The organism is Clavibacter sp. MX14-G9D (assembly GCF_032917815.1).
Lineage (GTDB): Bacteria > Actinomycetota > Actinomycetes > Actinomycetales > Microbacteriaceae > Clavibacter > Clavibacter michiganensis_K.
On record NZ_JAVCVL010000433.1, the window covers coordinates 1 to 661 of the forward strand.

The 661-nt window shown below is 77.0% G+C and carries 1 protein-coding gene; it reads right to left on the reverse strand.

Features of this window, described 5'->3' with window-relative positions:
• Positions 1-273: nitrite reductase (NAD(P)H) small subunit (locus tag Q6969_RS16155; protein WP_396335569.1), on the reverse strand; the 273-nt coding region annotated here is incomplete at its 3' end.
• Positions 274-661: the final 388 nt, after the last annotated feature.

Consider the following 661-nt stretch of genomic DNA (forward strand, 5'->3'; position numbering starts at 1 on the left):
GAACACGTCCTTGTGCAGCGGCGACGCGAGGGTGGTGCGGCCGCCGCGGGAGCCGACGATCCCGCGCGCCATGACGTGGGCGCCCGTCGCCGGGTCCGCGTGGCCGACGGCCCGGACGCTCCCGTCCGGCAGGCGGAGGAGCGCGACCTGGTCGCCGCCGACGAGCGCGGCCTCGCCCCAGAGCGGCTCCAGCTGGTCGAGCCGGCACACGGCGAGCCAGGGGCCCGGCGACGCCACGGCGGCGTCGGGGGCGGTGAGCTCCGTCATGGTCATGCGGTCTCCTCGCGGTCGGTGCTCGGGCGGATCGGCGTCCAGCGGATCGGCGTCCAGCGGATCGACGGCCGTCCCGGATCGGGGCGGCTCGTGTCGGCAACGCTAGGGACGCGGTGTTTCGGGCTCCGACCGTCGCCGTGACGGCGGCGTAACGAACACCTCTCGCCCGGTCGGGGTCGGCGTGAGGCGCCCGTCACACGGCGTGACACGGGGGCAACGACCCGGAAACGGGGCGTCCCTAGCGTGGGAGGACACCCGAGCAGGAGGTCCGACATGAGCGCATCCGGTGCCACGCCGTCCGATCCGCACGCCGCCCCGACGCCCGTCGCCGCGTCCGCGATGCCCGCCGCCGCGTCCGCGACGCCGACGGGGACCGCGCCCGCGCCCG